General features: G+C 74.2%; 1 protein-coding gene. It reads left to right on the forward strand.

The window, feature by feature from the left end:
* A partial coding sequence (locus tag UK12_RS42390; protein ID WP_045307182.1) for a hypothetical protein occupies nucleotides 1–325 on the forward strand: 325 nt, incomplete at both ends.

The following is a 325-nucleotide window of genomic DNA, read 5'->3' on the forward strand; positions in this document are numbered from 1 at the left end:
GCCGACCTACGCCTTCCAGCGCGAGTGGTACTGGCTGGAGACGGCGGCCCCGGTGGCCGGTGTCGCGCCGGTCGACGCGGTGGACGCCCGCTTCTGGGAAGCCGTCGAGCGCGAGGACCTGGATGCCCTGGCCGCGACCCTGGAGGTAGAGGGCGGCAGTGAGCTGGGCGCGGTGCTCCCGATGCTGTCGGCGTGGCGCCGGCAGAGCCGTGAGCAGTCCACGGTCGACGGCTGGCGGTACCGGGTGAGCTGGAAGCCGGTCACCGATGGTGGCGCTGGTGCGCTGTCGGGGACGTGGCTGGTGGCGATCCCCGCCGGGTGCGCC

This window comes from Saccharothrix sp. ST-888, assembly GCF_000955975.1.
GTDB lineage: Bacteria > Actinomycetota > Actinomycetes > Streptomycetales > Streptomycetaceae > Kitasatospora.